General features: G+C 68.6%; 17 protein-coding genes. 5 read left to right on the top strand and 12 right to left on the bottom strand.

Translation table 11 applies throughout. The annotated features are described in order from the left end of the window. Positions 1–102 precede the first annotated feature (102 nt). From recO to FHS42_RS00400, 4 genes are all read right to left on the bottom strand, one after another. Positions 103–849 carry a DNA repair protein RecO gene (gene recO, locus FHS42_RS00415; protein WP_184568461.1) on the bottom strand — a complete coding sequence of 249 codons (747 nt, stop codon included), beginning with the start codon at positions 847–849 and terminating at the stop codon, positions 103–105. A gap of 117 nt (positions 850–966) precedes the next feature. Then, the gene (locus FHS42_RS00410) at positions 967–1,905 is read right to left on the bottom strand and encodes a threonine/serine dehydratase (RefSeq protein ID WP_184568460.1); all 939 of its coding nucleotides are present in this window, start codon (positions 1,903–1,905) and stop codon (positions 967–969) included. Continuing rightward, positions 1,902–2,240, bottom strand: a complete 339-nt coding sequence (locus FHS42_RS00405; RefSeq protein ID WP_184568459.1) for a DUF397 domain-containing protein — start codon at positions 2,238–2,240, stop codon at positions 1,902–1,904. Before FHS42_RS00405 ends, FHS42_RS00410 begins: the two co-directional genes overlap by 4 nt. Positions 2,241–2,250: 10 nt before the next feature. Further along, complete coding sequence (locus tag FHS42_RS00400) at positions 2,251–3,102, bottom strand: helix-turn-helix domain-containing protein (RefSeq protein WP_184568458.1); 852 nt, start codon at positions 3,100–3,102, stop codon at positions 2,251–2,253. 135 nt (positions 3,103–3,237) lie between these two features. On the opposite strand from FHS42_RS00400, the gene FHS42_RS00395 reads away from it, so the two are divergent. Further along, positions 3,238–3,699, top strand: coding sequence for an ATP-binding protein (locus FHS42_RS00395; protein WP_246494082.1), 462 nt, complete (start codon positions 3,238–3,240; stop codon positions 3,697–3,699). A 62-nt stretch (positions 3,700–3,761) separates the two neighbouring features. Here the strand turns inward: FHS42_RS00395 and FHS42_RS00390 are convergent, their stop codons facing one another. Then, the gene (locus FHS42_RS00390; protein ID WP_184568457.1) at positions 3,762–3,974 is read right to left on the bottom strand and encodes a hypothetical protein; all 213 of its coding nucleotides are present in this window, start codon (positions 3,972–3,974) and stop codon (positions 3,762–3,764) included. Between the two features lie 196 nt (positions 3,975–4,170). Here FHS42_RS00390 and FHS42_RS00385 point away from each other — a divergent pair, with 196 nt between their 5' ends. Both FHS42_RS00385 and FHS42_RS00380 read left to right on the top strand, forming a co-directional pair. Further along, positions 4,171–7,104 (top strand): NACHT domain-containing protein, encoded by a 2,934-nt coding sequence (locus FHS42_RS00385; RefSeq protein WP_184568456.1) that lies wholly within the window; start codon positions 4,171–4,173, stop codon positions 7,102–7,104. Positions 7,105–7,253: 149 nt separating this feature from the next. Beyond that, positions 7,254–7,901, top strand: a complete 648-nt coding sequence (locus tag FHS42_RS00380; protein ID WP_184568455.1) for a pyridoxamine 5'-phosphate oxidase family protein — start codon at positions 7,254–7,256, stop codon at positions 7,899–7,901. 114 nt (positions 7,902–8,015) lie between these two features. Here the strand turns inward: FHS42_RS00380 and FHS42_RS00375 are convergent, their stop codons facing one another. Next, complete coding sequence (locus FHS42_RS00375; RefSeq protein ID WP_246494081.1) at positions 8,016–8,789, bottom strand: nucleotidyltransferase domain-containing protein; 774 nt, start codon at positions 8,787–8,789, stop codon at positions 8,016–8,018. Between the two features lie 55 nt (positions 8,790–8,844). Next, on the bottom strand, positions 8,845–9,384 hold the full coding sequence (locus FHS42_RS00370; RefSeq protein ID WP_184568454.1) for a TetR/AcrR family transcriptional regulator: 540 nt from the start codon (positions 9,382–9,384) through the stop codon (positions 8,845–8,847). Positions 9,385–9,697: 313 nt separating this feature from the next. Between FHS42_RS00370 and FHS42_RS00365 the strand changes: the two genes are divergently transcribed. Then, entirely contained in the window at positions 9,698–10,576 is an 879-nt protein-coding gene (locus FHS42_RS00365; RefSeq protein ID WP_184568453.1) for an AraC family transcriptional regulator, read from the top strand. A gap of 155 nt (positions 10,577–10,731) precedes the next feature. Here the strand turns inward: FHS42_RS00365 and FHS42_RS00360 are convergent, their stop codons facing one another. Further along, positions 10,732–11,478: an NIPSNAP family protein gene (locus FHS42_RS00360; protein WP_184568452.1), complete on the bottom strand. Its 747-nt coding sequence runs from the start codon at positions 11,476–11,478 to the stop codon at positions 10,732–10,734. A 193-nt stretch (positions 11,479–11,671) separates the two neighbouring features. Between FHS42_RS00360 and FHS42_RS00355 the strand changes: the two genes are divergently transcribed. Next, positions 11,672–12,694, top strand: coding sequence for a helix-turn-helix transcriptional regulator (locus FHS42_RS00355; RefSeq protein WP_184568451.1), 1,023 nt, complete (start codon positions 11,672–11,674; stop codon positions 12,692–12,694). Between the two features lie 165 nt (positions 12,695–12,859). On the opposite strand, the gene FHS42_RS00350 is transcribed toward FHS42_RS00355, so the two are convergent. The 4 genes from FHS42_RS00350 to FHS42_RS00335 all read right to left on the bottom strand — a co-directional run bounded on the left by FHS42_RS00350 (position 12,860) and on the right by FHS42_RS00335 (position 19,391). After that, positions 12,860–14,290 carry a metallophosphoesterase gene (locus tag FHS42_RS00350; protein WP_221475928.1) on the bottom strand — a complete coding sequence of 477 codons (1,431 nt, stop codon included), beginning with the start codon at positions 14,288–14,290 and terminating at the stop codon, positions 12,860–12,862. A 444-nt stretch (positions 14,291–14,734) separates the two neighbouring features. Then, on the bottom strand, positions 14,735–15,433 hold the full coding sequence (locus FHS42_RS00345; RefSeq protein WP_184568450.1) for a response regulator transcription factor: 699 nt from the start codon (positions 15,431–15,433) through the stop codon (positions 14,735–14,737). Further along, positions 15,430–16,905: a histidine kinase gene (locus FHS42_RS00340; protein WP_246494127.1), complete on the bottom strand. Its 1,476-nt coding sequence runs from the start codon at positions 16,903–16,905 to the stop codon at positions 15,430–15,432. Before FHS42_RS00340 ends, FHS42_RS00345 begins: the two co-directional genes overlap by 4 nt. Positions 16,906–17,333: 428 nt before the next feature. Then, a complete protein-coding gene (locus FHS42_RS00335) occupies positions 17,334–19,391 on the bottom strand; it encodes an MMPL family transporter (RefSeq protein WP_184568449.1) in 2,058 nt (685 codons plus the stop codon). Positions 19,392–19,845 lie beyond the last annotated feature (454 nt).

The following is a 19,845-nucleotide window of genomic DNA, read 5'->3' as shown; positions in this document are numbered from 1 at the left end:
GCATGCCCCGCCCGGCGCGTCACTCTTCCGCTCGTGTCACGTGTCCGTTTCCGCGTTCGCCACGCACGCCGCTCCCGCAGCTACGCCGCTTCGGCCCGTACGTCACTTCTCTACATACCGCAGCGAGCGCAGGCCCCGCTCCAGGTGCCAGTGCAAATACGCCGCCACCAGGCCGCTGCCCTCCCGCACATGGCGTGCCTCACACGCGTCGGCGGTCGGCCAGTCTCCGGTCAGCAGCGCGCCGAGCAGTGTCAGCGACTCCGCAGAGGGTACGACGCTTCCGGGTACCCGGCAGTCCGCGCAGACCACGCCGCCCGCGCCCACCGAGAAGAATCGGTTGGGCCCCGGCATTCCGCACCTGGCGCAGTTCCCGAAGCTGGGGGCATAGCCGTTGACCGCGAGCGAGCGCAGCAGGAACGCGTCGAGCACCAGGCGGGCTTCATGCTCGCCCGCGGCGAGCGTCCGCAAACCACCGACGAGCAGCAGATACTGCTGGACCGCGGGCTCGCCCTCGTGATCGGTGAACCGCTCGGCGGTCTCCAGCATGGCCGTGCCGGCCGTGTACCGCGCGTAGTCGGTGACGATATTGCCACCGTACGGAGCGATGATCTCGCTCTGCGTACACAGCGGGAGGCCGCGGCCGATCAGCTCGCTGCCACGGGCGAAGAACTGCACGTCCACGTGCGAGAAGGGCTCAAGCCGCGCCCCGAACTTCGATTTGGTCCGCCGCACCCCGCGGGCCACGGCCCGCACTCGGCCGTGTCCGCGGGTCAGCAGCGTGATGATTCGGTCCGCCTCCCCCAGCTTCTGGGTGCGCAGCACGATGCCGTCGTCGCGGAACAGACTCATGCGTTCATTGTCCCGTACGCGGCGAGCCCACCGACCCAGGGTCGGTGGGCTCCTACGGACCGGGGCATAGGCCCCACCCCAGTCCCCGCGCCGCACGATGGCCGCGCGGGTCCTGCGTTACGCGCGAACCACCAGGTCGGAGGGGTCGGTGTTGGCGCCGCACAGCACGGCACACACCCGCTCGCCCGGCGCCGGCCGATACGCCCCGCTCAGCAAGGCGGCATACGAGGCGGCTGCCGAGTGCTCCACAACGATGCGGTGCTCGTCCCACAGCGTCCGACGTGCGGCGATGATCGCCTCGTCCGGTACGAGCACCGCCGACGCGTTGCTCTCGCGCGCCCAGTGCAGCGCGGCCGGGGTCACCAACCGGGCCCCGAGCGCATCAGCCGCGATCGAGTCCACACCCACCTGAACGGGCCGGCCCGCCTCAATGGCGGCGTGCAGCGTCGGGCAACCAGTCGGCTCGACAGCGACGACTCGCACCCCATGCTGGTACGCGGCGGCGGCGACCCCCGCGAACAGCCCGCCACCCCCACAGGCGACGATCACGGTGTCGAGCCTGGGTTCGGTCCGCTTGATCTCGTCGAACAGGGTGCCCGCCCCGGCGGCGACCAGCGGATGGTCATACGCGTGCGACAGGAGCGCCCCGAACTCGGCCGCGTACTCGCGCGACGCGGCTAGCGCCTCGGCGTACTCGGTGCCCACCAGGAACGTGTCCGTACCCAGGGCCCGAATCCGGTCCACCTTGACCGCGGGCGACGTGGTCGGCGTGAACACGGTCGCCGGCATGCCGAGCCGCGCGGCGGCCCACGCGACGGCGAGCCCCGCATTACCACCAGAGGCAATGACGACACCCGCCCGCGGCATGGTCCCCGCCTCCATGTGCGCCGTAATGAAGTTGGCCGCGCCACGCGCCTTGAAACTCCCGGCGTGCTGGAGGTATTCGAGCGCGAACCACAGGCTCTTGCCAGGCCGGGTGAGGGTCACCGGCCGAACATACGGACCGATCCGCTTGGCAGCGGCCTTAACGTCCTCGTACGACACGATCTCCGTCATCGGCGGCCCGATCCAAGCCGATCGAAGGAACCTGCTTTCGCCGCCGCGAGCAACCCTTGAAGCGGGCCCCGGGTCGTGGTGAGGACGCTGTCGGGGTCCTCACTTTCGCGGAGGAGGATCAGTTGGGGGGCGCGGGAGAGTTCTAGGCAGTTGTTGGCTACTTCCCCGGAGTACGAGGACTTTTGCCAGTCAGAGTCGGCGCCCGCGGGGCGGGCGAGTTCGAGGCAGTTGTTGTTGGCTTCGCCCGAGTACGAGGATTTATGCCAGGCCAGTTCGACGCAGTTGCCTTCGCTGTCCTCTGAATACGAGGACTTTCGCCAAGCTATTTCCCACATGGTCACACCTTCAGGCTTGTTTCGCGAGGGACCAGATGACGTCGCGCGTCGCTTCGGGGGCAAGGGACAGTTCCTCCGTCCGGTCAAGAACCCGCTGGTAATTGATTAGATGCGTCTCCGCATCGAGCAGCATCACACCCGTCGGCGCATCGATTTGCACCGTGCCCAGTTGCGGAACGATGGCGCCCACGTAGAGTTTGGAGCTTCCCGCGCTCGGAAAGCCACCTGCCGAGAAGGGGATGACGCGCACGGTTACGTTGTCACGCTCCGACGTACTGATGAGGTGATCAAACTGGCCGCGCATGGTCTTGGCCCCACCGAATTCCAGTCGCAATGCTGCCTCGTGGACAAGAAAGATGCACTGGGGCGGATCATCTCTATCTAGTACGTCTCGGCGCCTGAGTCGATGGGAGAGCCTACGCCGCAATTCCGTGTCCGTAAGTTCGGGTACGGCCGTAGCGAACACGGACTTGGCATAGTCCTCGGTCTGTAGGAGTCCCGGAATGTGCATGTTCTGCACGGACCGCATGCTCATTGCGTGGTACTCAAGTTCGGCCAGATCTAAGGAACCAGCGGAGAGCTTCCCCCGGTAATCCTCCCACCAACCCCGGACTCGCTCCGTGGCCATCTGGGCCAATGCGTCAACGTACGCCGTGTCGCCACACGAGTAGATGGCTGCGAACGTCCTGATCCGCTCCTCGCTCACACCGAAGCGACCAGCCTCCGTGTTGCTGATCCGCGTGCGGTTGACGCCCAACTGTTCGGCGGCCTGAGCCACGTTCATCCCGGCGTGCTCGCGCATCTTGCGTAGCTCTGCCCCAAGGCGGCGTTGCCTTGCGGTCGGAGCGGCCCTCGTTGGCATGCGCGCTCTCCCCTTCGCTGCTTGCTCAAGTCTTGCGTGGGACTGTCCCACACGTCCATCACGGATTACCAGTTATCCGAAGACGCAGAACAAGTTCCCCACGATGCTCTATCGTCATAGTCGCACAGCGCAGCAATGCCATCACGCACCGCGTTGGGAGACCCCACCATGTACGCAGCCATCGACTCCCCGCCGCCCGTCTACCGGCTCAGCGCCCCCAACAGCCCCTCAAGTCCCAAGGTGTGCCGCGACACGATCGCGGCCCTCCTGTGCGCCAACGACCTTGCCCACCTGGTGGATACGGCGAAGCTCCTCGTCTCGGAGGCCGTCACCAACATCACTTTGCACACCTCGACTTACATGATTGAGCTGGACGCGCTCGTCCAGGACGGCTCGCTGCTGGTGACGGTGCGGGACGACGACCCGGACCAGCGGCCCCGGGTGCGTACGCCCGCCAACGACGAGGAGACGGGCCGTGGCCTGCTCCTCGTCCAGGCGCTCTCCTCCACCTGGGGCGTCACCTGGACCGGCGGCAGCCAACCGCCGGGCAAGCGGGTGTGGTTCGAGTTGAACGGCGAGCGCGACGCGACCACGTAGTGGCCGCGTCGCGAGCCTGAGCACATACCCGACTGCCCCTCGCGGGGCCGTGGCCGGGCTTCTCACCCACCAAACGCCCCAGCCAGCAGCGCGAGCAGGCCCGTCAAGAGGCCCATCGTCCCGCCGAAGGCGACCCCCGCACGGGCCGTCGCGGCGGGCACGGTGGCGTTGTCCGCGTATGCCAGGACTCCGGCGACGACCGCCACGAGCAGCGACAGCAGCACCGCCACCACCACGCCCATCACCAGCAACGCCGTCTTCATACTCCCCGTCATGGTCAACTCCCGTTCTCGTACTGTGGGTTACGCGGCCCGTACCGGCCGCCGTGCCCGCCATCCGAACGAGACCCACCGTGCGCGCATGCCTGTTCAGCGGCGTTCGGCCGGGCGAAACTGAACAACGTCCGAACATGGCGGGGCACACACGAGCGCTCGCATGGGCGCGGGCGCCAGGGGCGACGACGGGGGCGGGATGGCAGCGGATGAGCCGCTGGAGCGGTTGAGCACGACGCTGCACGCGGCGCGGATGAAGCGGCGTATGAGCATGGCGGCGGTGACGACGCGGTCTGAACTCGGCCGTACGACGGTCAGCCAGGCGTTCAACGGCCGGTCGGTGCCCAGCGAGGAGACGCTGGTGGCGTTGGCGCGTGCGCTGGGCCTTGAGGCGGGTTCGCTGCTCGCGCTGCGTACCGCGTGCGTGGGTTCCGCGGGCACGGCACCGCGCCGACGTGCTCAGGTCGGGGCGGGTGCGGTGGTGCAGTCGCAGGGCGCGGGGCTGCGGACAGAAGACATCCAGTTCGAGGCCCGGTACCGCGACTACCTGCGAGAACGGCACGGGCAGCTCACCGTGGTCGGCCTCGATCTGCGCGGCGACGCACAGGCATGGTGGCCGCTGGACGCGGCGTATCTCAGTTTGGAACTGGCCGAACGCGACCACGGTCGCGGCGGTGACGCGTTCGCGGCCGGGCAGCAGCGGGCGGAGCGGGCCGAGTTGGCGCTGGCGGGTCGGCAGCGGGTGCTGATCCGGGGGCTGGCCGGTAGCGGCAAGACCACCTTGTTGCAGTGGCTCGCGTGCGCCACCGCGAGCGGTGAACTGCCTGACCCTTTACGGGATCTGCGCGGGTCCGTCGCCTATCTGTTGCCGCTGCGGACGTTCTCGCGCCGGGGCGAGCTGCCGGTGCCGTCGCGGTTTTTGACCGCCGTGGGCTGCGCGTTCGCCGAAGCACAACCCGAGGGGTGGGCCGATCGCGTGCTCGCTTCCGGACGCGGGCTCATCCTGGTGGACGGCCTGGACGAGGTGCCCGGCGCGTTCCGCGAACGGGCCGGCACCTGGCTGAAGGAGTTGGTGGCGGCGTACGGCAGATCGCGAGTGGTGGTCACCACGCGCCCCACCGCCGTACCGGAACACTGGCTTCAAGAAGCGCGGTTCAGCGAACTGGTGGTGCGGCCGATGAGCCGGACCGATGTGGGCGTCTTCGTCTCCCGCTGGCACACGGCGGCACGCAAGGGTGCGGCGAACAGCGACGTACGGGCCCACCTCGACGTCCTGGAAAAGGACCTGCGCGACAAGGTGCGGGCCAAGCGTGACCTCGCCCTACTGACCACGACGCCGCTGCTGTGCGCGCTGATCTGTGCCCTGCACCGGGACCGCAGGGGCCAACTTCCGCACGACCGCGTAGAGGTCTACGAGGCCGCGCTGTCGATGCTGCTCTACCGCCGTGATCAGGAACGGGAAGTGCACCGCCCCGAGGGCATCGCGCTGGGCGAAAGGGAGAGCATCCAGCTCCTCCAAAAGCTCGCGTACTGGCTGACCCTCAACGGGCAGACGGAACTCGCCACAACGACGGCCGCCAGCCTGGTCGGGGACGCGCTCACGAGCATGTCGCCCGTAGCAGAACAGGGCGACGCCGCAGCGATCCTGGGCCACCTCATGGGGCGGTCCGGCCTACTGCGCGCGCCGACCGAGGACACGGTCGACTTCGTCCACCGCACGTTCCAGGACTTCCTGGGCGCCAAGGCCGCGGTCGAGGGTTACCACCTACCGCTGATCGTCAAGAACGCCCACGACGAGCAGTGGGAGGACGTGGTGCGCATGGCCGTGGCCCACGCGCGGCCCGGCGAACGCGCCATGCTGCTCGGCGGCATCATCGAACGCGCCGATCAGGAAACGGAGCACCGCACGCGGCTGTGGCTGCTCGCGCTGGCCTGCCTCCAGCACGCGACGGAGCTGGACGCGTCGATACGCTCCGCGATCGAGACGCGCGCCGCGTCCCTGCTGCCGCCGCGCTCGATGATCGAGGCCGATGTTCTGTCGGAGGTGGGGCCCGTAGTGCTCGATCTGCTACCGCCGCCGTCGGAGTTGGACGAGGACGAGAAGCAGGCGGTCATCTGTGTGGCTCAGCACTTCGGCGAAGACGCCGCCCTGGCGTATCTCACGTCCTTCAAAGGCGTGCAGAGTGGCAGGGTCCGCGCCGCTCTCGCTGCCGACTGGGGGCGGTTCGATGCGCAGGAGTACGTGACGGAGGTGCTGAAGTCAGTGCCCGGCCCGTACGACCTCGTCTTCCTCGAAGACCCGCGGCAGGCACGTGCCATAGCCGCCCTCGATGTGTCGGGGGTCCTCTACGCAGGCAACCAGGACGCCCGCCAACTGAGCCACTGGCCACACGCACAGGCCCTGGCCTTCATCGCGCTCGCCAACAACCAGACCATCACCGACCTGAACTGGTGCACTTCGTTCCCGCTCCTGGGCTCGCTTGGCCTCTACTCCTGCGCCAACCTCCACAGCCTCGATGGACTGCGGCACACCAAGCTGACCGGCCTCACACTCAATGAGATGCCCGCGGACCTCGATGTGCGGGTACTGCGACACCTTCCGACCCTGCGCGACCTCGCCATCCATACCGAACTGCCGTACCGGGACCTTGCGGAGCTGCCGATCCATGACGACCTGCGCAGCCTGGAGGTGGGTCGTAAGTTCCTCCTCAATGCGAAGATCGACGGTCTGTCACGCTGGTCCTCGCTGACCAGGCTGGCCCTGCCCGGCACATGGTTCGGCATGGAGTTCGCAGAGATCATGAGGCTGCCACGGCTGACAACTCTGGAGCTGTCAGACATCGCACTGGAGCCTCAGGCACCGATAGTGAAGGCGCCGCGGCTACCAGGCATCACCCATTTGAGGTTCAGCACCGCGTCCCGCGAGTGTGATCTGTCCCTCTTGGCGGAGAGGTTCCCCAGCGCCCGCTCCATCGTCCTGCAATCGCTCTTTTCCGGCTCATCGGCCGACCTCGCCCCGCTCGCCGACCTGGCCGACCTCCGCCGGCTGACTCTCGACAGCTTCCACCAGGTCAGCGGCGCCTCACTCTTCCGCGACGGCGTGGTCCGCATCTCCCCCACGCCCCGGCAGTGACCCGCTTGCGCCCGCTCAACACCTCCCGTTCCTCGCTGCCCACATCAAGACTCCTCGCCACCCACACCAAGACGGAACCGATTGGTACCATCACTGGTATCGGGGAGGCGCTGAGCCCCGACCCGGGCGCTGAACGAGGGGATCTCACGATGAGCCGCTACGCACATCTGGCCTACACCGACAGCGTGTTGCGCGTACAGAAGGAACAAGGCAGCGCGCTGATGGGGGCGCGTGCGCTCGCGCACGGGGAGGAGCCCGAGCCCCTTGGGGAACACGAGGCGGCGTTCATCGCCTCGCGGGACGGCTTCTACCTCGGCAGCGTGAGCGAGACGGGATGGCCGTATGTGCAGTACCGGGGCGGCCCGCCCGGCTTCCTCCACGTACTGGACGAGTGGACGCTCGGCTACGCCGACGTACGCGGCAACCGTCAGTACATCTCCACGGGGAACGTACAAGCCCGGGGGCGCGTCGCCCTCTTCTTCATGGACTACGCACGGCAGGCCCGCTTGAAGATCTTCGGCCATGCGGAGATCAAGGCCCTCGACGAGCACCCCGCGTTGGCCGAACGGCTCGCCCACGTACGCACCGATGGGCGCGTGGAGCGACTGGTGACCATCCGGGTCGAGGGCTTCAACTGGAACTGCTCCCAACACATCACCCCCCGGTTCACCGAGGCCGAACTGGCGGGTGCGCTGCCGTCGATCCGTGCCCACATCGCCGAAGTCGAACGCAGGAATGAACAGTTGCGGCAGATCATCGACGAGGCCGGCCTCGGGGACCGGCTGCCCAGCAGCTAACCCTCAGCAGGTGATCGTGGGCACGGCCGACCGCCGCCGGGCGGGCGGCCCACCGAGTGCCGGCCTTGCCGGCCCCCAGCTCAGACGGCAGCCTCGCTCGGACGACAGCCTCGCTCAGACGGCAGCCTCGAACAGCCGCTCCGCCTCGGCGACCGCCCGCGTCAGCGCCTCGGGCTCCGGCCGCAGACCGGCGGTGACCGCGTCAATGCCGCGCAGGTCAGCGCGCTGAAGAAGCCGCTTCTCGTTGGTGACCCACTCACCGCGCGCCGCCAACACCGCGTGCCCCGTGCACACGGCGGCGGTGGCCAGCGCGCCCGCAACCTCGGTGACCTGGCCCTTCGAGACGTAGGCGCCCTTGGCGTACTGGAGCGTCATCGTGGCCCGGTCGCGCCACACCGGTGGGGCCGCCGCGCGCAGTGCCTGCGGGTACGCGGGCTGCGGGAGGGTGCCGCGCAGCACCTGGTTGACGGCGAGTTCGGCGACCACCAGGTAGCTGGGGATGCCCGCGAGGTGGAACATCAGCGGCTCCCAGTGGAAGCGGCCCTGCCGCGCCTCGGCGAGTTCGTGCTCCACGACGTCGAGGTCGCGGTAGTGGACATCGACGTGTCGGCCATCGATCGTGAACCAGCCCCCGCCGTTGAAGACCCCGCCACCCCAGCCGCCGAGCTCGGAAACCTCACCGGCCCAACCGACCGCACGCAGTTCGGCCGGTTCGAAGGCACCCCGGTAGTACACGGCCATATCCCAGTCGCTGTCGGGCGTATGGGTGCCCTGAGCACGCGAGCCACCAAGGGTGACGGCCCGAACGGCTGGCAGCGCCGCGAGCCGGTCGGCGACACGGTCAAGGAACGTGGCGTCGGTCGGGTCGGAGAACATGGCGCCGGTCATGGAAATCCGATCGTGCGAGGTGGGCGGTGGGCGGTGCGAGGTGGGCGGTGGGCGGTTAGGCGAGCAATCGCTCCGCGATACTTCGGGCTCGCAACGCCGGTGCGCCGGTGCGCTCGTGCATGGCGGTGACGGTGGCCCCGTCCATCAGCAAGACGAACTCCGCCGCCAGCGCCTCGGGGCGCGGGTGCCCCGCGGCCTTGATGAGGCCCTCGACATAGCCGGCGATCCGGCGCTTGTGCGCCCGAGCGAGTTGGTACACCTCGCTGTGCGTGTCCGCCGTCTCGGCCATGGCGTTGATGAACGCACAGCCGTGGAAAGCGCCGCGTTGCGCGCTGTCGGCGAGGGCATCGAAGACGGCCAGCGGTCCACCGCCATGCCCCTCAACGGCAGTCTCTAGCCACGCCAACCAGTGCTGCCCCCGACGCTTGAGCACGGCCGCCACCAGTGCGTCCTTCCCCGCGAAGTGCCGGTAGAAGGAGGCCCTGCCCACGCCGGACACCACCAACAAACGCTCCACCCCGACCGCCTGGATGCCCTCGGCGTAAAAGAGCTCTTCGGCGGTCTTGAGGAGTCGATCGCGGGCTTGGGTCGGCATCTGACAACGGTAGCCGACCCGACTTTCGCACCGGAGCGCCTTGCCCGGATCAGCGGAACGCGTGCGTGGGGCGTACGGGTACGGCGGGGCGGGCGCGTGCAGCGTACGGGCGCGTGAGGCGTACGCGTACAGGTGAGGTATGTGGGGGTGTGATGTACGTGGGGGTGTGATGTACGTGGGGTGCGTTGCGCGCGGTGCGTCCGCGAAGCGTCGGTGGCCTGCCCGCTCGCATGCGACCGAAGCGGGCACAGGATGTCGGGTCCGGCAGGGTGCCGTGTTCCTAGCGTGGTGAGCGTAAGGGAAGGAGATTGTGTTGCTGGAGCGGCTGAATGAGGCGCTGGAACACATCGAGTCGCATCTCGGTCAACGGATCGAGGTGGGCGAGATGGCGCGGATCGCGGTGACGTCGGAGTACCACTTCCGTCGGATGTTCTCCGCGTTGGCGGGGGTCTCGTTGTCGGAGTACATCCGGCGCAGGCGGCTCACCATGGCGGGGGCCGAAGTGCTCGCCGGAGAGCGGACGCTGCTGGAGATCGCGGTGCGATACGGCTACAGCTCCGGAGAGGCGTTCGCGCGTGCGTTTCGCGCCATGCACGGTGTGGGGCCGGGCGAGGCCCGGCGAACCGGTGCGGCTTTGCGCTCACAGCAACGGATCTCCTTCCGGCTCATCGTCGAAGGGAGTAGCAGCATGCGATATCGGGTGGTGGAGAAGGAGCAGTTCCGTGTGGTCGGCAAGAAGGCCCGCGTTCCGCTCATCCATGAGGGGGCGAATCCGGCGATTGCCGAGTTCATCCGGAGCATCGATAAGGAGACAATGCGGCGGATTGCCGCCCTGTCCGATCAGGAACCGGCGGGGATCGTGGGCGTGAGCGACGGCCTCGACCCGAGCCGGGCGGAGGGGACCGAACTCGACTACTACCACGGCGTGGTCACCCGGGCCGACGCGCCGGGAAGCGCACCGGAAGACCTAGATGGGCTCACCGTCCCGGCGGGAACGTGGGCGGTCTTCGAGAGTTCCGGCCCGTTCCCGCAGACGCTTCAGTATCTGTGGCGGGACGTCTTCACGCAGTGGTTCCCGTCCAACCCGTACCAGAGCAGGCCGGGGCCCGAGATCCTGCGCACCCGGCTGTCGCAGGACGCGGCGCACGCGGACGCGGAGCTGTGGATTCCGGTAGAGCGGGCTGCGACCTGAGCGGAGGCTGGGCCCGGTCGGCGCCCCGGGCCCGAGCACCGTCGTGCCGACGACGAGGTCAGTGAGCCAGTGAGCTGAGCGGGCCTGACGAGCCTGCCCGATGTGCGGACCCGACGAGCCTGCCCGATGTGCGGGCCAGCTGAACCACAGCCAGCTCAGGAGATGATCGAGCGGCCCGTGGGCGCCAAACGCAGCGTTCGAGGGGGTGTTGTCTGGGCTCGCTCGATGCTCGGCACGATCTCGTCCCGAGCGAGGGGGTGGGCCCGTACGGCGGCAAGATGTTGTCGATACGTACTCTCATCGGGGTACGAAGCGAACACCGCGGTGACGTTTTCCCCGGTACGAACGGGCAGCCTGGAAAAGGTGTTGTGCGCTGTCTCGGTGGTGAGGACGGCGAGCGGTGCGGGGCCCGTCTGGCGGAGCACGGGGAGGAGGCCGTCCCGGATCAGCGCGGTGCCGTCGTGTCGTCCGGAAGGGAAGGACCACACGGTGGCGGACACGAAGCGCTCCGGTGCAGGTGCGCCGACGTGGGGCCGCTCGGCCGAGGACGGGGCGAAGCCGTTCTCGGCCGACAGGGGGCGCAGCAGCAGGACGTCGTCGGAGTCCATCATGGTGGCATTGGCCTGGGGTCCGTGCTTGGCCCAGACGGGCCCGTCGTAGAAGGCCGTCAGTGCGCGGTGTCGCGTCGCCATGTCAGGGAATCCGCGTAGCCAGACGAAGCGGTCCGGGTCGTCGAGATCTCGGAACTGGCCGAGTACGAACATCCCGACCGCCTCCTGAGTTTCGAGGAACTCCTGGTCGAAGAGTTCGATGAGTTCGTCGCGTCGGCCGGGCCGCAGCGTGTACTGGCGCAGCTCGATCACGGCGGGGCAGTACCCGACAGGGTGGTCGGTGAGGGGCATGGCGGGCTCCTGTTCGGCGCTCTTGTTGGGCGCACCTGTTGGGCGCTCTAGTTCGGCGCTCTTGTTGGGCGCTCTTGTTGGGCGCTCTTGTTCGGGCTCGGGTTTCCGGCCTCTTCGGTCGGAGTCGGGTGTGGTCTGACGGTAGGGCTGCCGCGTGTCAGGAGCTGTCAGGGTTTCCGGAGAGAATGCGTCCATGTCTGCTGGTCGCCTGCTGTCGGTGCTGCTGTTGCTGCAATCCCGTGGCCGCATGTCCGCGCGGGAGGTCGCCGCCGAGCTGGGTGTGTCGGTGCGGACCGCGTACCGTGACCTGGCGCGTCTCCAGGCTGCCGGGGTTCCGGTCTACGCGGAGACGGGCCGGTCAGGCGGCTACCAGCTACTCGACGGCTATCGCACGCGCCTGACCGGGATGAGCCAGGGCGAGGCACGGGCGCTGTTCCTGGCCGGGCTACCCGGGCCCGCCGCCGACCTGGGGCTCGCGGCGGAAGTGGCGGCAGCACGGTTGAAGCTGTTGGCCGCGTTGCCGGCGGGACTGCGCGAGGAGGCGGCGCGGACCGCGGCGGTCTTCCACCTGGACGCTCCCGCCTGGTACCGAGAACCCGAACAGGCGCCGCACCTCACCTTGTTCGCCGACGCGGTACTCACACGGCGCGTGGTGGACGTGCGTTACCGTCGTTGGCGCGCGCCGCAAGAAGTGCAGCGTCGTCTTCGCCCTTACGGCCTGGTACTCAAGTCCGGTACGTGGTACCTCGTGGCCGCTACGGAGAGCCGGATCGCGACGTACCGAGTCACCCAAGTCCTGGACGCGGTGCTGAGTGACGAACGGTTCGATCGGCCGCCGGACTTCGACCTGGGCGCGTACTGGACTACCTACCTCGCCGACTTCCAATCGCGCCGCTACACCGGCACGGCCACCATTCACCTCTCCCGACAGGGCCGCCGACGCTTGCCGGACAACGTTCCGCCCGAGGTGGTGCGGGCGGTGGAGGCCACCGCGACCGCCGTTGGCGACGACGGATGGGTCGAGGCGGTCATCCCCACCGAGAGCACCGCGCACGCGTGCGGCGAGTTGCTGCGGCTCGGCATCGACGTCAAGGTCATCGCGCCGGCGGAACTGCACCGGGCCATGGCCGACACGGTGGGCGTGCTCGCCAGAGCGTACGGAAGCGACTGCCCTGCCCCGGGCCCTACCTCGGGCTCCGGCTCGGGCTCGGGCTAACAGCCATGCTCAAGTGACAGGTGTTGAGTCGTAGTTAGCTGCTGTACGTGGTGGGTGTGGCTCGGCCGCCCGATGCCCTCGCCGCCCCGGCCGCCAACTGGGGTGTGGGGCGGGGCTGCACGGGGCCCGGCTCCGGTCACGATCGCCCCACCGCACTGGGCCTCGTCACGCCTCGGCCGCCAGCTCGATGACGGTGATCTCCGGTGTGGAGCCAACGCGGATCGGCGGGCCCCAAAAGCCGGTGCCCTGGGTGACGTAGACCTGGGTTGGCCCGACACGGGCCAGGCCGGCGGCGGTGGGTTGGGCGAGGGCGTGCAGCAGGTTTCCGGGGAAGAACTGTCCGCCGTGGGTATGGCCGGAGAGTTGGAGGTCCACGCCGTACTTGCGGGCCTGGTTCACCTGCGATGGCTGGTGGGCGAGGAGGACCACCGGGCGCCGGGGGTCTCGCTTGGCGAGGGCACGTTCGTAGTCGGGGGCGTCGCCGTGCTCTTCACCGGTGATGTCCGTGACGCCGGCCAGGTCGAAGTGCGGAAGGGCGACGCGCTGGTTGCGAAGGGTGGGGATGCCCAGGCCGCGCAGGTGCTCAACCCAGGCGTCGGCATCGAAGAGGTACTCGTGGTTGCCGGTGGCGAAGTACGTACCGTGGCGGCTGCGTAGCTCCTGGAGTGGTGCAACGGCCGAGCCAAGGTCGGCGACCGTACCGTCTATCAGGTCACCGGGGACCACGACGAGATCAGGCCGGGCCGCATTGACCATACGGACAACCTCTAGCATATCGCCCCGGCCCAGGAACGGGCCGATATGCGTGTCGGAGAACAGGGCGATACGAAAACCCGTGGCAGCGGTGGGCAGTCGGCGCAGCCGCACCGTAACGCGCTGCACCCGAGGAGTGCTGAACGCGGTCACCGCGCCATACCCGACGACGGCAGTGGCGACACCGCCAGCGGCTATCGCAACGCCCCGAGCAAGAAGCCGCCGCCGGTCCATTTCCACGACGCTCGCGGATGGCGTGACGCCCTCGGCACCCTTGGCACCCTTGGCACCCTTGACGCCCGTGGCGTCCGTGGTACCCGCCACAGCCACGCTGTCCACCCGGCCCACAGCATGGGACGTGCCCACGGCGCTCATCACATCCGCCGCATCCGCGGCATCTGCCACGCCGGCCGCACCCGGCACACCCGGCACACCCGGCACACCCGGCACACCCACAGCATCCGCTGCGCCCACCGGGCTGCCCGCCCCCGCCGCCGTCATCGCCGGGTCCGGAGCGGGTTGGCGGCGTCGCCGGACTCGACCCGTCAGATATATCCCGAACCGGACTAGGTCTACGGGCACCAGCACGAACAGCAGATACACCACCAAGCCGTACCAAATGAACCCCGGCCACGTTGCCCACCGACCAGCGGTCGAGCTCACCGTGTGCAAGACGATCAGCGCGAGCGGAATGGAGACCGCTAGCACCGCCAGCACCACCGTGCCCAGCCGGCGCGGCCAACCCCCGGGACGGCTGACGTTCACCACCAGCCGCCACCACAGATACCCATGCAGCAGCACCCACAGCACTGACTGCGGCCACACCCACCACGGCACCCCCATTGCAACCCGCTCCTCGCTCCACCCTGCGCCAACTCCGCCACCCGTACGGCGCGACGGCCACAGCGGAATGCACCAGGCCTTTCGAGGCCCGGAGACGATCGATGCGGCGCCGACGCAGGCAGCATCACGCGCCAACGGCACCCCCGTCGTCGTCCCCCCGAAGGCGGCCCACCTACGCCCTCGGAAGTACCACCCACCTCGGATGTGCGTTCACCTCGGAAATACCGGCACCTCGGCACGTCCCAGCATCTGGGGACGTACCGGTTCCTCGGGACGCACCTGCCCCGACGCCTGACGGCCTGATCCGCGAAGGCAGGGGCCCAAGGCCCTGTGCCTCAGCGCTCCCTGGGTAGGGCCAACCAAGTCCGAGCAACGAGCCATGCGAGCAATGAGCCATCCGGCCACGTGCCGCGTTGGGCACCCTCACGACCATTGGCCAGATCGCTAACCCGCCTCCGTCTTGACCGGGGTCACCAGGCCCGACTCGTACGCGGCGATCACCAGTTGCGCTCGATCGCGGGCCATGAGCTTGCCCATGATGCGGCTGACGTGCGTCTTGGCGGTTAGCGGGCTCAGCCCCAGGGCCTCGGCGATCTCCGCGTTGTTCAGACCACGGCCCACCAGGGTGAGGACCTGGCGCTCGCGGTCAGAGAGTATGGCCAGGGCGTCGGGGAGCGAGGCGGAGGGCGACAGAGCGGTGGGGAGCCGGAGAACCCGGGCGATCAACCGGGCCGTGGGACCAGGCGAGAGGAGTGCGTCGCCGGCCGCCACCGTGCGGATGGCCTCCAGCAGTTCGGCCGGCTTGGTGTCCTTGACCAGGAAGCCCGAAGCACCGGCACGCAGAGCGTCCACGATGTACTCGTCTGTGTCGTACGTGGTGAGCACGAGCACCTTCACATCGGCCAACTCCGGATCGGCCGCAATACGCCGCGTCGCCTCTATGCCGTCCAGGTCGGGCATCCGAATATCCATCACCACCAGGTCGGCTTTCACCGTACGAACCAGTTCGACCGCCTCCCTGCCATTGCATGCCTGGCCAACCACCTCCATGTCACGGGCGGACTCAACGAGCATCGCGAAGGCGGCCCGTACCAGCGTCTGATCGTCGGCGAGCAGTACGCGAATGCGACGCGGCGCAGTCATGCTGTGTCCTCCTTGGCTTCCGCGACCGGTCCCCTGGCAATTCGTCGCCAGGGAACCGACGGGTCGATACGGGGCATGGTCCGGCCGCCGTGCGGCTCCGATCCCAGCGGCAGGACCGCCTGCACGGCGAACCCCGGGGCCTCCACGCGCCGACCGGCGGTGACCGTGCCGCCAACGCTGCGCGCACGCTCTTGCATGCCCGCGATACCGAAGCCCTCGGTACCGCCCGAGCCGGTGGCACCGAAGGCACCGACGCTCGGGCCGGCAACGGCCGCGCCGGGACCGGTGGGACTCTGGCCGGGGCCGCCCGGACTTCCGCGTGCCGCGCCCCCTGTGCTGCTCGCGACGCGACGGCCGGCGGTGGATATGGACTCGCGGAGGGGGGAAGCGGGCTCGGGAGACCTGGCGCGCCGCAAACCCTGGGCCTGTGGGTGGCGCGGCCCCTGCGCCTGTGAGTGAGGAGAGCCCTGGGCTTGTGGGTAGGGCGGGCCGTCATCGGTGACCGTCACTCGCAGTGCCTCGCCGTCAGCCCAGGGCAGCGGCACCCGCTCCACCGTCGCCACGGTGCGGACATCGGGGCCCGCGTGCCGCACCGCGTTGGTCAGCGCTTCCTGGACGATGCGGTACGCCGCGGCGCCCACGGCCGGTGGTACCGCGGACGCGTCGGCCGCAGTCAGCCGAAAGTCCAGCGTGACACGGGCCCCCGCCGCCTCCGCGGACTTCGCCAGGTCGGACAAGCCCGCAAGTCCCGGCGGCGGTCGGGTGGCGTCGGATGATGGGTCCGGGTCGCCCGCACGCAACACCTGGAGCGTGGTGCGCAGTTCGGCACGGGCGTCTCGGCAGGTGTCCGCTATCGAGTCGAGTGCCTTGGCCACGGTCTCCCGATCGAGCCGATCCGGATCGGCGACCAGCACATGCGCCGCCACCGAGGTCTGCACACCGATCAGTGTGATGCTGTGCGCAAGCAGGTCGTGCAGATCGCGCGCGATGCGCAACCGCTCCTCGGCGACCCGCCGCGCGGCCTCCTCCTCCCGTGTGCGTTCGGCGCGCTCGGCCCGCTCCACAATGGCTGCCACATAACTGCGGTGGGTCCTGATCGCTATGCCGATCACCACGACGGCCAGCAACCAACCGGAGCCACGCAGCATCTCCGATACGTCCTGGCTGTCTGACGAGCTGGACATCACCAGCGTCATGGCCGCCACTATCACGCTCAGCGCCAACAGTGCCCTAAGCGGCGGGGCACCGACCGCCAACGCATACAGCGCGACCACCCCGGCCGGCACCGTGGCGAAGTGGGCGTAATCCAGCGAATGGTACGGACCGACAGCGAGCACGACGACCACCGTGGTGGCCATCGGGGCAACCCGCCGGGACACCAGCGCCAGCGCACTGATGATGAGCAGTGTCCAGCCAAGGGCGTCGGGCCGGTGACCGTCATTCGTCACGGTCAGCGCCAGCGCGGTCTGCATCGCGAGCACGCCCAGGCCGAGTGTGACGTCCCCCGCCGTTGGCCGGGACATCGTGAACACACGGGCCAGTCGGCCGCCCCGGAGGGCGACACCGGTGAATTCGGTCATTTGCACGGTCCCATCGTGCGGTACAGATCTGACTTTCGCCCTGGCCCCATCTCACCTCTGTGGATAACGGCCTGGTCTTGAGCGATTTGTCGGGTTCGGCATCTTGCAGGGTGAGTTGCTGGCGAGTCCCACCGATCCTCTCGGTCCGCGTGGCCGGCCCACCCCGAGTCCGCCTCGACTCAACTTCTCGCCCAACGCCCCGCCGCATCGCCCACCCGCCCGATGCCGCGCCACCATCCGTGATCACCGTTGCCGGCTAGGGGCTAGGGGCTAGGGGCGAGGGTGGGGAGGGGCGAGCGCGACGGTGGGTGGGCGGATCGTCAGCCGACTGGTTCGCTCACTCGTTCAGGAGCGCCAGTCTGCACCTGCGCCGACTGGCGGCGGAACAGCTTGCCGGGCCACCAGATCCAACGGCCAAGGAGCAGGCTGGCCGAGGTCACCAGGTAGGTGCGGACCAGGAACGTATCCAGGAGAACGCCGACCGCGATGATGAAGCCGAGTTCCAGCATCATCGTCATGGGCATGGTTGCCAACACCGCGAAGGTCGCGGCCAGCACCAACCCAGCCGAAGCGATCACACCACCCGTGGTGTGCAGTGCAGTCAGTGCCGCCTGCGGAGTGCTCGCCCCCTTCATCGCCTCCTCGCGCATCCGGTGCATCAAGAAGATGCCGTAGTCAACGCCCAACGCGACCAGGAAGACGAAGGTGAGCAACGACAGCCCCGGGTCGATGCCGTTCAGGCCGAAGACCGGTTCGAAGAACAGTCCACCGAGGCCCGTCGCCGCACCCCAGACCGCGACCACCGCGAGCACCAACATCACCGAGGCAATCAGGCTGCGCAGCAGGACTATCAGGATCAGCAGCACCGCGAGCATCACCAGCGGGATGACCACCATTCGATCGTCCGCGTTGGTCTTCTCCAGGTCGATCTGTTCCGCGCTGGCACCGCCGACCAGGGCCTTGCCGCCGGCTACGGAGCCCAGCTCGGTTCGGAGTTGCTTGATGGCGCGGACCTCACCCGCCGACTCCGGGGCGTCCTTGGCGAACGCGTTGATCTCCGTCCATCCGTCCCCGCTTCGGCCACGCTCAGCCCTGACTATTCCGTCCTGCGCACGCGCCTTGTCGAGCACAGCATCCGCACTGCCAGTGCGGGCCAGGATGGTGATCGGCTGGCTGCCCTGCTCGGGGTACGCATCGGCCAGCGTCTCCAGGGCTGAGACCGACTCCGGTTTGCTGGTGAACATGTCCTCCTGCTTCAGGGCGCCGGGGGCGTTGAACGAGCCCAGGGCGAGCGCGCCGAGCAACGCCACACCTCCCACCAGGAAGGTGATCGGGCGCCTGCTGACCGAGCCGCCCATAGCCGCGAACATGCTGCGCCGCTTGGTGGGTGTGCTGCCGTACGCGGGAATCAGCGGCCAGAACACCCGGCGACCGAGCAGGACCAAGATGGCGGGGAGCAACGTCATCATCACCGCCAGCGCACACACCACGCCCGCAGCGCCGACCGGGCCAAGTCCCTTGCTGCTGCTCAAGTCGGCAGCGAGCAGGCACAACAGTCCGGCGGCGACCGTCCCCGATGAGGCGATGACAGCTGCGCCGCAGCCGCGGATGGCCGCGATCATCGCGTCGTACGGACGCGGATGGCGGCGTAGTTCCTCGCGGTACCTGGCGGTGATCAGCAGTGCGTAATCCGTGCCGGCGCCGAAGACTAGGACCGTCATCACCGCTGAACTCATGCCGGTGATGGTCACGTCGAACGACTGCGAGAGCCCGTAGACCACGGCCATCGCCGTCATCGTGGCCACGCCGACAGCTACCAGCGGCACCAGCCACAGGAAGGGGCTGCGGTAGGTGAGGATCAGCAGCAGGGCAACCACGGCGGCGGTGGCCAGCATCAGCATGCCATCGACGCTCTCAAAGACCTTGTTCGCATCGCTGCCGAGGGCGCCGGAGCCGCCAACCTCCGCGCTCAGCCCCTGCGGATGGTCGTCAACGACATCGCGGATGTCATCGACCGCCTTGTTCTGGTCCTCCTCGTCCGGTAGGCCGTTGAGCGACACGCCGTACATCACCGTGGCGCCGTCCTTGGAGTCCACCGCCTTCGGCTGCTGGCCGCCACTGAACTCGTAGGTGTCAGCCAGCTGGGCAACGTGCTCGCCAGCGGACGCACGGTCGGCCGCGGTCAACCCGCCATCGCGGTGGTAGACGAGCACCAGATCGGTGGTGTCACCACCGGGCATGGCCTCCTGTAGCTCAGCGACCCGGGTCGAATCGGCGCTCGCCGGAAGGTAGTTGACGGCCTTGTCATCCTGGGCGCCGCCCATCTTGCCCGCGAAGGGCATGGCCACCGCGAGGATGACGATCCACAGAGCCACCATGGCCCACGGAACGCCCCGCCGTTGAGCCTTGCTCGCCGCGGGTCCTGGCGGGCCGCCCTCGCCCATGGGCCCGGCCCCGAATCCTGGCCCACCACCGTCGTCCGACCCTCGCATCCCGTCGCCGCCGCGCGCAGCGCCGCCGCCCCCTATGCCTTCTCCATCCTTCCTGTTCTTTCTGTCCCTCTCACCCTTCCTACCTCTCGCGCTCCTTTCGCCCTGGTCATCCTGCTCATGTTGCACCTCGTGCTCGCTGCCCGGGTGCTGTGCGGCCCCCGCGACCGCGCTGCCCTGAGTGGTCCGTACAACCGCCATGCGAGCCTTCCCTCCTGTGCCTGCTGCGCTGACACAGTCCACGATTCCGGGCTGAGGGGCCCGATTCGTCGGCGTGGGGACGGAGATGAGCGGTACTTCGCCAGAGGGCGCTAACGCCGCGTTACTCCCTGGGGAGTACCTC

The sequence above is a fragment of the Streptomyces zagrosensis genome (assembly GCF_014203645.1).
Classification (GTDB): domain Bacteria; phylum Actinomycetota; class Actinomycetes; order Streptomycetales; family Streptomycetaceae; genus Streptomyces; species Streptomyces zagrosensis.
The sequence above is the reverse complement of the archived record's forward strand: the minus strand, read 5'-3'. Positions and strand labels throughout refer to the sequence as shown.

Bases quoted from the DNA above. Each gene is read 5' to 3' on its own strand.
- FHS42_RS00400 (WP_184568458.1), bottom strand. From the start codon at position 3,102: ATGCCAACGAGGGCCGCTCCGACCGCAAGGCAACGCCGCCTTGGGGCA.
- FHS42_RS00405 (WP_184568459.1), bottom strand. From the start codon at position 2,240: ATGTGGGAAATAGCTTGGCGAAAGTCCTCGTATTCAGAGGACAGCGAA.
- FHS42_RS00385 (WP_184568456.1), top strand. From the start codon at position 4,171: ATGGCAGCGGATGAGCCGCTGGAGCGGTTGAGCACGACGCTGCACGCG.
- FHS42_RS00355 (WP_184568451.1), top strand. From the start codon at position 11,672: ATGTCTGCTGGTCGCCTGCTGTCGGTGCTGCTGTTGCTGCAATCCCGT.
- FHS42_RS00390 (WP_184568457.1), bottom strand. From the start codon at position 3,974: ATGACGGGGAGTATGAAGACGGCGTTGCTGGTGATGGGCGTGGTGGTG.
- FHS42_RS00360 (WP_184568452.1), bottom strand. From the start codon at position 11,478: ATGCCCCTCACCGACCACCCTGTCGGGTACTGCCCCGCCGTGATCGAG.
- FHS42_RS00350 (WP_221475928.1), bottom strand. From the start codon at position 14,290: ATGGGGGTGCCGTGGTGGGTGTGGCCGCAGTCAGTGCTGTGGGTGCTG.
- FHS42_RS00375 (WP_246494081.1), bottom strand. From the start codon at position 8,789: ATGACCGGCGCCATGTTCTCCGACCCGACCGACGCCACGTTCCTTGAC.
- FHS42_RS00410 (WP_184568460.1), bottom strand. From the start codon at position 1,905: ATGACGGAGATCGTGTCGTACGAGGACGTTAAGGCCGCTGCCAAGCGG.
- FHS42_RS00380 (WP_184568455.1), top strand. From the start codon at position 7,254: ATGAGCCGCTACGCACATCTGGCCTACACCGACAGCGTGTTGCGCGTA.
- FHS42_RS00335 (WP_184568449.1), bottom strand. From the start codon at position 19,391: ATGGTGGCTCTGTGGATCGTCATCCTCGCGGTGGCCATGCCCTTCGCG.
- FHS42_RS00370 (WP_184568454.1), bottom strand. From the start codon at position 9,384: ATGCCGACCCAAGCCCGCGATCGACTCCTCAAGACCGCCGAAGAGCTC.
- FHS42_RS00345 (WP_184568450.1), bottom strand. From the start codon at position 15,433: ATGACTGCGCCGCGTCGCATTCGCGTACTGCTCGCCGACGATCAGACG.
- FHS42_RS00395 (WP_246494082.1), top strand. From the start codon at position 3,238: ATGCCATCACGCACCGCGTTGGGAGACCCCACCATGTACGCAGCCATC.
- recO (WP_184568461.1), bottom strand. From the start codon at position 849: ATGAGTCTGTTCCGCGACGACGGCATCGTGCTGCGCACCCAGAAGCTG.
- FHS42_RS00340 (WP_246494127.1), bottom strand. From the start codon at position 16,905: ATGCAGACCGCGCTGGCGCTGACCGTGACGAATGACGGTCACCGGCCC.